Consider the following 10,472-nt stretch of genomic DNA (forward strand, 5'->3'; position numbering starts at 1 on the left):
GCTGGTAGTCATCGGATAAATCCATTGTAAACTTATTCATTCCATTAATGAATTGTATTAGTAATTTGTCGTTATATACACCCTATTAAATTCATTATTCATATTTATTTATAACATAAATATTCTCCATATGAAATACTCTTATACAACCTTTACGTAATTTCACAACAAAATTTTATTATATATATATCGTTACATAATAAATATTCTATTATACCATAATAAAAGAGTCTATTAATTAATTATAAATAGGCTCTTTTACTGCATATATTACTTTTATTTTCTATAAAATATGCTAACTACTTTAATATAGTCTTATTAATATTTTTCTTTAAATTTTTATTTCGTACTAGTGTGTTATACGCTTCTATTATTAAAACTATAGCAAGAATAAATAGTATTAGTGCAATTATACCTAATATATAATTTGGAGTTGAAGAGAAAATATAATCTTTAATTAATAGACCTAAAGCAGATAATGTTACAATAAACATTAATACCATAGGAACAATTGTTACTAAAGCTTTCTTTCCACTCTTAGTCAGCCATGCTGTTATAGCTAAAAGTGCAAGAGCTGCTAAAAGTTGATTAGCAGAACCAAATATTGGCCATATCTTATTATATCCATATAGAATTAAACCAAAGGAGGCTAAAACAGTTATTCCAGTTGATATATACATATTTTTGCTAATAATATTCTTTTTACCACCTCTTCCCTCACATAACTCTTGTAATATATATCTACCAATCCTAGTAGCTGTATCTAAGCTTGTAAGAGCAAAAGCTGAAAAGCATAAAGTAACAAACACTATACCTACTTGTTGAGGAATTCCGAATCCACTCATAAAATTACCAACACCATTTGCAAATATAACAGCTGGTGTACCTTCTGCTTTAGTTACATAGCCTACAGCTATGAGAGCTATAACAGCTACTATACCTTCAATTAACATAGAACCATATCCTATAAGTTTAGCATCTGGTTCTTCTTTATCAATCTGTTTAGATGTGGTACTTGAGCTTACAAGAGAATGAAAACCTGAAATAGCACCACAAGCAACAGTTACAAACAAGAATGGGAATAGAGTTTTTCCACCCATATTAAAACCATTAAAAGCAGCTAATTCCATAGCAGGTCTTTTTATTACTATTCCAAGAAGAGCACCTATAATGATTCCATATAGTAGGAATGAGCATAAATAATCTCTTGGTTGTAATAATAACCAAACCGGTAATGTAGATGCTAAGAAAATATATATTAGTAATAATATTTGCCATCCAAGCTTTGACAACTTAATAATTGGGAACATATATCCTATATAAATACAAAATAGTAACAACACTATTCCTATTATTGACGCTACTGATAGCTTAGCACCTTTTTTAAACACACTAAATCCAAAAACTACTGCTAGTACAATAAATAGCATAGATGCTGTTCCAGCTTGAGCCCCCATCAAATTTTCTGGAATAGCAGGATCATAAGCAAAGGTAGATGCACAAATATCTGTAAAAGCCGCTACCACTAATACAATTGTGACCCATCCAAATATATTAAATAATTTCTTTCCTTTCTCTCCAATGTTTACTTTAATAACTTCACCTATTGTTTTCCCATCATGCCTGACAGATGCAACTAATGATCCAAAATCATGAACTCCGCCTATAAAGATACTTCCTATAATTATCCATAATAATACAGGTAACCATCCAAATATAGCTGCTTGTATAGGTCCTGTGATTGGACCTGCTCCAGCTATAGATGAAAAATGATGTCCAAGCAATACCTTTGAATTTGTTGGACAATAGTCTACATCATCCCTTAGTGTATGTGCTGGAGTTTTTCTTTTGGGATCAATCCCAAATTTTTTAGCAAGAAAGGCTCCATAAGTCACATAGGCTACAATGAATATAGCTATGCAAATTAATAATAAAGCTAATGAATTCATACCAAAACCCCCTTTATATTTAAAACAAGGTCATAAAATTATAAACCTTATTTTTAACCAAGTTATATTAAACAAAGAAAATGCCGATTATAGATTAAATTATATTAACCTTATCAAAGGATAAACTGTCAACTATATCTATTGATATTTTATTATGATATATTTCACCATTATTCAAATCTATTACAATAAGCCTTAAAATACTCCAACCATAAAAACTCATTCTATAATTCTTAGTATAATTAAATCTTCTAATTTTTCTCATAATATCTTCATCATTTATGTTTTTTGTCACAAGTATTCCAGTTATGTAGGTAGTTTTATGATTCTTGTGTGGATTAACTATACTTAACGTGCATTTCTTAAGATAATTTATAAAATCATCTAAAAATTTCTCATCAACTCTATCTTCACTGACTACCAAACAATGTTCATTACACTCATATTCATCAATTATTTTATTTTTAGAAATAAAGCTTCTTCCAAATTTCATATTCCAAACTCCATAAATATCTATCCTTTTATTCATTAGACTCTTATTTATTTCTAAATGGAAATTATTAGAAAATACTTTTGCAAGATGATTTAAATAAATTAACTTATCCATATATCCTCCTAAAATATGTTATACTTATTTTTATGCTCATTTTTGTTGATTTATAATAACTATGAAAAATAAATGTAAATATTTCGAAATTATATTCATTTTAATCATTTCTAGTTATAATCTATGATATTTTTTTCGTATATGGATAACATAAAAACCTACGCTATAAAATAATTTTATATAGAAATTTAATAATTTTACATATATAATAAAAATACATTAATAATTTACTTTATTAGAATAATTTAAAATTATTACGTAATTATTAAGGAGAGGATCTGAGTATATGAAAATAAATGATGAGTTATTAAAAAAATATGCAAAACTTAGTGTATCAATTGGTGTAAACGTACAACCTAATCAAATCCTTGTTATAAAATCACCTGTAGAATGCGTTAATTTCACAAGAATGATTGTTGATGAGGCCTATAAAATTGGCGCAAAAGAAGTTGTTGTTCATTGGAGTGATGAAGAATGTGCTAAACTCAAATATCTTAACTCGCCTATAGAGATTTTTGAAACATATCCAGATTGGATGAAAGAATCCATGCTCACCTATGCTAAAGAAGGCGCTTGCTTTTTAAGTATAAGTGCATCAAATCCTGAACTACTAAAAGATGTAGATCCTAAAAAAATTGCAACTGCACAAAAATCCTCTAGCATAGCTACAAGAGAATTTAGCGAAAGACTTATGAGTAATAAAAATTCTTGGTCTATAATAGCTCTACCAACTAAAGGTTGGGCAACTAAAGTATTCCCTAACCTTTCTGAGGATGAAGCAATAAATAAACTATGGGAAAACATATTTAATATAGTACGTGTGGATCAAGAAAATCCAGTTAAAGCTTGGGAGTATCACAAGAAAAATTTAATTAAAAAAATAAACTACCTTAATGAGAAAAACTTTAAATGTCTTCACTACACAAACTCTCTAGGTACAGACTTAAATTTAGAGCTTGTGTATAATCACCTATGGATAGGTGGTGCAGAATACACTCCAGAGGGGATAGAATTTATTGCAAATATGCCCACAGAAGAGATCTTTTCAATGCCAAAGAAAACCGGAGTTAATGGTAAAGTCTTTAGCTCAAAACCACTTAACTATGGTGGCAACCTAATTAATAACTTCTCTCTTACCTTTAAAGATGGTAGAGTTGTTGATTTTGAAGCTAAAGAAGGTTATGAATCCTTAAAGTCATTAATTGAAACTGATGAAGGATCTCATTTTCTTGGAGAAGTTGCTTTAGTTCCATTTAACTCTCCTATTTCAAATTCCAATATAGTTTTCTTTAACACTCTATATGACGAAAATGCTTCATGTCACTTAGCCCTAGGTAAAGCATATAACTTATGTGTGAAAGATGGAGTAACCAAAACTACTGAAGAAGTGTTAGCTCTAGGTGGCAATGATTCTTTGACTCATGTTGACTTCATGATAGGAACTTATGATTTAAATATTACTGGAATTGGCTTTGATGGTTCAAAAACTCCTATTTTTATAAATGGTAATTGGGCTATATAACTATTAAATATCATTATATAAATATAAATTTAATTTCATATATCATATATATGTTTTTAGTATCAACTTCAATGTATAACTTATAGATAATTTATTAAGTTAAAATTATCTATAAGTTATTCTTTTTTTAGTTAAAAGTATAGTTATTATAATTAGTAATAAAGTTTTAATACTTTTTGTGTATTTATGTTGTAAAATATTAATTGTAAATCATAAAAATGTTTAAAAATAAAAGGTGGTGCTCAATAGTATGTCAAATTTCAATATTTTAGTAGTAGATGATGAAGTTGAAATATGTAATGCTATAGAAATATATTTAAAACGTGAAGGATTAAAAGTGTTAAAGGCCTATGATGGAATTGAAGCTCTTCAGATTTTAGAAGAAGAAAAGATTCATTTAATATTATCAGATGTAATGATGCCAAAACTTGATGGTATAAAAACATGTTTAAGAATTAGAGAAAATAGAAATATACCTATAATAATTCTATCTGCTAAATCTGAAAATCTTGATAAGATTATTGGATTAAATAGTGGTGCTGATGATTATATAACTAAACCTTTTAATCATCTTGAACTTATAGCCAGGGTTAAATCTCAACTTAGAAGATATGAAAAACCTCTTGATATAGAAAATGTAAATTTAAAAGATAAAATTGTAATTAAAGACCTAATTATTGATACAACCCTAAAATCTGTAACCCTAAGGGATGAACCTGTAAAACTGACAGCTACTGAATATGGAATATTACTATTACTAGCTTCTAATACCGGTAAAGTTTTTTCTATAAAAGAAATATATGAAAATGTATGGAAAGCCCCATTTTACCATAGTGAGAATACAGTAACTGTTCACATTAGAAGAATGCGTGAAAAAATTGAAATTAATTCTAAAGATCCAGAATATATAAAAGTTGTCTGGGGAGTTGGATATAAAATTGAAAATCCTAGTTAAAGGAGGGTTAAACATTGACTTCTACTATTAAAAAACTAATTAAAAAATGGATTAATGCCTCTAATGAAAATATAATTTTAATTGAAATACTGATAGTTTTTATTATAGGTATAACTGTTCTTCCAAAATTTCTTCAAATAACTCTATCTGATTATGATAATTATACCAATAGATATAGTTTCTATGGAACTGCTATTATTAACGAAAAAACTTTTAAGAATGAGATGCTACAAAATGATGTCATCAATTTCAGAGAAAATTTATTAAGTGTTACAGAAGGATTTTCAAAAATTCTCCATTGTAAAACTGATAATGATGAAAAAGTTATACAAAACGCCTTAGAAACTTCTCTTACTGGTGATATTGGAGTTTTACTTATTGATAAAACTAATAATAGGTGTTTTTCTAACAGAAATTGGTTTTCAGATTATCCTTTCAATGAACTTCCACCTAAAGATGCATTAATAAAATTATCTAAAGAAGATGATGTGTTAGTTTATAGTTCTAATAATTTATCACATTATTCAGCTCCAAGAGGTTACTATAATGGTGCATATACCTCTCCTAATACTGAATTAGAGGAACTTTACTTTATTCGTGGTGCTAAATATAGTAGTATGGCAAACTTCATACGACTTAAATTTTATTTTTCTATTCCTCTACTAACTATATTTATGATTTTATTAATTAAACAATTTTTCTGTATTAAAATTTGGGGAATAAAAAAGTATATACGTAATTTTAACAATTTACTTATTTTTAGGTTAATAAAGTCTATTAATATTTTTTTTGTAAGTATTAAGGATGTATTTAGAAACTTATTTTTTGATACTACACTATTAGGACTTTTTATATTTTGGGTAATGTATTTACCTCTATCCTATGCGTTTAATTCTAATGATTACTTTTTTTATTTCAACAGGAATCTTAATAGTTTCCTTATAAAATCAACTTTCTTTATTATTATAGCAAGTACATGTGTTAGATATTTAGAGAGTATAAATAATAAGAATAATTTAATCAAATATCTTAAAAAAATTGAAGATGGAGATATGCGTGTAGATATAAATACTAAAAATCTTGGTAATTTATCTAGCTTAGCAATGGAAATAAACAATTTAAAGGTAAGCTATAACAAGAAAGTTAAAGAAGGAATTGGAAGTGAGAAGTTAAAAACTGAACTTATAACTAATGTATCCCACGATTTAAAAACTCCACTAACTTCCATTGTAAATTATGTAGATATACTTAAAGATGAATCCCTTGATAAAAGTGAAATAAAGGATTATGTTACCATTCTAGACAATAAATCAACTAAACTAAAAAAACTTGTTGAAGACTTATTTGAAATGTCAAAAATGAACTCTGGACAAATTATTTTAAACAAAAGCGATGTAGATATTGTAGAACTAATTCATCAGAGCCTAGGAGAACTAAGTTTTTTAGGCGAAAATAAGAATCTCGCCTTTAAAGTAATTGGAATTAAAGATTGCCACCTACACCTAGATGGTTCTAGAATTTCAAGAGTTATGGATAACTTAATATGCAATGCTATAAAATATTCACTTGAAAACTCTAGGATTTATCTTGAAGTTATAGAATGTGAAAAGGAATGTGAGATAATAATAAAAAATATATCAAAATACGATTTAGATTTTAATGAAGATGACATTCTTGAACGATTTGTTAGAGGTGATAAATCTAGAAATTCTGCAATAGATGGTTCTGGTTTAGGTCTTGCTATTTCTAAAACTATTATAGAACTCCATAAAGGCACTCTTAAAGTTAAATGTGACGGAGACTTATTCAAGGTAATAATTAAACTTCCTAAATCTTAGAATATAAAACTAGATAAACTTTACAAAGCTACCTTAAAGCTATAGCGTTTAGGTAGCTTTTCTATATTTCCTCAATATCTTCATTCTTATAGTACTTTTCTCTAAATGTTCTATACTCATCTAAAATGTTTTTATTCTCTTCTATAAAGCAATTAAATATATTTAAATTCTCTACAGTATCACTACCTACCACATGCTCAATTAACTCTGTTTCTATGAGTATATCACTATTAGAGCCTAAAAATTTCAAAAACTTTTCTATTGTATTATGTCTACATAAAAGATATTTACCTACCTTTATACCAAGAGCAGTAAGTCTTATAATTCCATACTTTTCATAATCGATCAAACCTAGCTTGCCGAGCTTCTGCATCATCTTGGAGGCTGAAGAATCTCTAACATTTAACATTGCAGACAGCTTATTAAGTCTTATATAATCCTCCCCCTCCATAGTGCATCTATAAAGCATTTCTACATAATCTTCCATGGATGCAGTGATTAATCTATCATCAAATAGCTTCTGCTCATATGCTCTAACTGTATAAAATTTTTTATCCACTAACTTTATCCTCCATATTCCATAAATTATATTTTACTCCTTAACAAATTTTCAAACTTCCATTTCCATTACATATTTATATAGATTATAAACACTAAAATATAAATAATTAAAAACTATTAAATATTTTTACTTTATTTTTTAATAGTATTTTAAAATAGTATCATGAATATATAAATAATCATATGTTAGAGTAGGGAAAGATTTTTTCCCTACTCTTACTAGTTAAATATATGATTAATTAAAAATAATTAGAAGTACTATAACTTACTTAATTAATTATAAATACAAAAAGTTTAAAAGGAGATTAACAGTATGAATAAAAATTCAAATGTTTATATAGAGTCATCTAGAATATTACCCTTAACAGATTTATCTTTGGGCAGAAAATGCAAAGTAAAAACCCTTACCTCTAGTGGATCTATAAGACGCAGAATGCTTGATCTTGGACTTATATCCAATACAGAAATAGAAGTTCTTAATCAAAGTCCTTCTGGTGATCCTGTAGCTTATTTAATTCGTGGAGCAGTAATTGCAATTCGTAAGGAAGATGCTTCTAACATATTAGTTGAAGCACTTTAATGTGGTAAGTCTACTATAGCATTTCATTATAAGAATAAAAATATATTAATTTTATTGTTATTGGTAAAATATTATAGGCTTCAGATAGAATTTTAACTTCACCTGAAGCCTATTAATAGATATTTACGTAATTCACATCTACACTAACCTAAACTTTTCATAATTATATAATACAATACTTTATTATACAAGGAGGTTTTTAAATGGGATTAACTAATCAATCTACCGGAGTTAGCGCTCTAGAAAAAGAACTTAATATAGGTCGTGCTTCCCCATCAGATAAAATAATTGCTCTAGCTGGTAATCCTAATGTAGGCAAGAGCACAATTTTTAATAGCTTAACTGGACTTAACCAACATACTGGAAATTGGCCTGGAAAGACAGTATCCAATGCACAAGGTAGATATACTCACAAGGATAAATCCTTTATACTAGTTGATATACCTGGGACCTACTCTCTTATGGCTAATTCTGTAGAAGAAGAGGTTGCTAGAGACTTTATCTGTTTCGGTAATCCTGATGCCACTATAGTTATCCTTGATGCTACTTGTCTAGAAAGAAACTTAAACTTAGTACTTCAAACTATAGAAATAACTAACAATGTAGTAATATGTGTGAACCTGCTAGATGAAGCTAAAAGAAAGGGAATTAATGTAGACTTAACAAAACTTTCCTTACTTCTCGGTGTTCCTACTGTAGGTACTAGCGCTACTACAGGATATGGTCTTAAAGAATTAATGGATATAGTATATAATTTCACAAATAATGAAGTGCCTATAAATCCTATTAAAATTAAGTATGATAAAGTTTTAGAAGATTCTATCTCATTAATAGAACCAGAAGTAAAAATAGCTCTAAAAAATATAGATTCTAAAATTAACCCTAGATGGATTTCTTTAAAATTATTAGAAAATGACCCTAGTCTAATTCACTCATTGAATAAATATTTAAATATTAACATGTTAAATAATGAAATAATTAAAGAGAAGTTAATAGAATCAACTAATCTTTTAACTAATTATAACATAACTGGAGAACATTTTAGGGATATATTAGTAACTACTTTAGTAAGTAAAGCCGAAAAAATCAGCATGAAAGTGATTACAAAAGAGAATTATAAATATAACATTACTGATAGAAAGATTGATAGAATTCTTACATCTAAAATATATGGAATACCTATAATGATTTTACTTTTATGTGTTGTTTTTTGGATAACAATTACAGGTGCTAATTACCCTTCATCCCTTTTATCTACTGCGCTCTTCTGGATTGAAGATAAACTTAGTGTATTTTTACTAGGTTTAGGTGCACCCTGGTGGCTGGAAGGTGTTCTAATAAAAGGAATTTACAGAACCTTAGCCTGGGTTATTGCTGTAATGCTTCCTCCAATGGCTATTTTCTTTCCATTATTCACACTTCTTGAAGATTTAGGATATTTACCTAGAATAGCTTTTAATTTAGATAACTTCTTTAAAAAAAGCTGTGCATGCGGAAAACAAGCTCTTACTATGTGCATGGGATTTGGCTGTAATGCAGCAGGAGTAATTGGCTGCAGAATTATAGACTCTCCTCGAGAAAGGCTAATTGCAATTATTACAAATAATTTTGTACCTTGTAATGGGCGTTTTCCAACTTTAATTGCTATAATCACTATGTTCTTTGCTGGCACTTTTGTTGGACCATCACAATCTATTATATCTTCATTAATTCTAACATGTGTAATCCTATTAGGAGTATTTATGACCTTAATGATTTCCAAAATTCTATCTAAAACTATACTTAAAGGAGTACCATCATCCTTTACTCTAGAACTTCCCCCTTATAGAAAACCACAAGTGGGGAAAATAATAATTCGCTCTATATTTGATAGAACTCTATTCGTTTTAGGTAGAGCAGTTGTTGTAGCAGCACCTGCTGGATTAGTTCTTTGGATAATGGCTAATATTACAATTGGAAACTTAAGTCTACTGGCTCATTGTGCTAATTTTTTAAATCCCTTCGCGAATTTAATAGGCTTAGATGGTTATATATTAATGGCATTTATACTTGGTTTTCCTGCTAATGAAATTGTAATTCCTATTATTATTATGAGTTATACAGCTACTGGAAGTTTATTGGAATTTGATAGTTTAATTCAACTAAGACAGCTTCTAACTTCAAATGGTTGGACATGGCTTACAGCATTAAATGTAATGTTATTTTCTTTAATGCACTGGCCATGTAGTACAACTTGTTTAACTATAAAAAAGGAAACTCAAAGCTTTAAATGGACCGCCATTTCCTTTGCAATTCCTACCATAACAGGTATTGTAATTTGTTTTACGATAACAACTGTAGTCCGAATTCTAGGCCTCGCTTAAACATTTAAATAAAAAAACAGAGTTTATACACAATGTCATTAAGTTAGTGATTTTTCTATAAACCAAAATCCAATCCGAAGTATATCTACTTCCGATT

At 28.2% G+C, this 10,472-nt stretch carries 8 protein-coding genes; 5 read left to right on the plus strand and 3 right to left on the minus strand.

The features are described 5' to 3' along the window. Positions 1-299: 299 nt before the first annotated feature. Positions 300-1,949 (minus strand): carbon starvation protein A, encoded by a 1,650-nt coding sequence (locus B2671_RS09450; protein WP_346870194.1) that lies wholly within the window; start codon positions 1,947-1,949, stop codon positions 300-302. A gap of 94 nt (positions 1,950-2,043) precedes the next feature. Then, a complete protein-coding gene (locus B2671_RS09455; RefSeq protein WP_346870195.1) occupies positions 2,044-2,556 on the minus strand; it encodes a hypothetical protein in 513 nt (170 codons plus the stop codon). Between the two features lie 286 nt (positions 2,557-2,842). Between B2671_RS09455 and B2671_RS09460 the strand changes: the two genes are divergently transcribed. The 3 genes from B2671_RS09460 (at position 2,843) to B2671_RS09470 (ending at position 6,871) form a co-directional block, all read left to right on the plus strand. Next, a complete protein-coding gene (locus tag B2671_RS09460; RefSeq protein WP_346870196.1) occupies positions 2,843-4,078 on the plus strand; it encodes an aminopeptidase in 1,236 nt (411 codons plus the stop codon). A 250-nt stretch (positions 4,079-4,328) separates the two neighbouring features. Further along, positions 4,329-5,033, plus strand: a complete 705-nt coding sequence (locus B2671_RS09465) for a response regulator transcription factor (protein ID WP_346870197.1) — start codon at positions 4,329-4,331, stop codon at positions 5,031-5,033. Positions 5,034-5,047: 14 nt separating this feature from the next. Beyond that, positions 5,048-6,871, plus strand: a complete 1,824-nt coding sequence (locus B2671_RS09470; protein ID WP_346870198.1) for a HAMP domain-containing sensor histidine kinase — start codon at positions 5,048-5,050, stop codon at positions 6,869-6,871. Positions 6,872-6,932: 61 nt separating this feature from the next. Here the strand turns inward: B2671_RS09470 and B2671_RS09475 are convergent, their stop codons facing one another. Further along, complete coding sequence (locus B2671_RS09475) at positions 6,933-7,430, minus strand: metal-dependent transcriptional regulator (protein ID WP_346870199.1); 498 nt, start codon at positions 7,428-7,430, stop codon at positions 6,933-6,935. A 315-nt stretch (positions 7,431-7,745) separates the two neighbouring features. On the opposite strand from B2671_RS09475, the gene B2671_RS09480 reads away from it, so the two are divergent. Together B2671_RS09480 and feoB are read left to right on the plus strand one after the other, a co-directional pair. Next, positions 7,746-8,012: a FeoA family protein gene (locus B2671_RS09480; RefSeq protein ID WP_346870200.1), complete on the plus strand. Its 267-nt coding sequence runs from the start codon at positions 7,746-7,748 to the stop codon at positions 8,010-8,012. A gap of 203 nt (positions 8,013-8,215) precedes the next feature. After that, positions 8,216-10,375, plus strand: a complete 2,160-nt coding sequence (gene feoB, locus B2671_RS09485) for a ferrous iron transport protein B (RefSeq protein ID WP_346870201.1) — start codon at positions 8,216-8,218, stop codon at positions 10,373-10,375. The last annotated feature ends 97 nt before the right edge of the window (positions 10,376-10,472 follow it).

It is taken from the genome of Clostridium sp. UBA5119 (assembly GCF_002414285.1).
Classification (GTDB): Bacteria; Bacillota; Clostridia; order Clostridiales; family Clostridiaceae; genus Clostridium_J; species Clostridium_J sulfidigenes.

Coding starts and splice junctions, on each gene's coding strand:
- feoB (WP_346870201.1), top strand. CDS start 8,216: ATGGGATTAACTAATCAATCTACCGGAGTTAGCGCTCTAGAAAAAGAA.
- B2671_RS09480 (WP_346870200.1), top strand. CDS start 7,746: ATGAATAAAAATTCAAATGTTTATATAGAGTCATCTAGAATATTACCC.
- B2671_RS09455 (WP_346870195.1), bottom strand. CDS start 2,556: ATGGATAAGTTAATTTATTTAAATCATCTTGCAAAAGTATTTTCTAAT.
- B2671_RS09460 (WP_346870196.1), top strand. CDS start 2,843: ATGAAAATAAATGATGAGTTATTAAAAAAATATGCAAAACTTAGTGTA.
- B2671_RS09450 (WP_346870194.1), bottom strand. CDS start 1,949: ATGAATTCATTAGCTTTATTATTAATTTGCATAGCTATATTCATTGTA.
- B2671_RS09465 (WP_346870197.1), top strand. CDS start 4,329: ATGTCAAATTTCAATATTTTAGTAGTAGATGATGAAGTTGAAATATGT.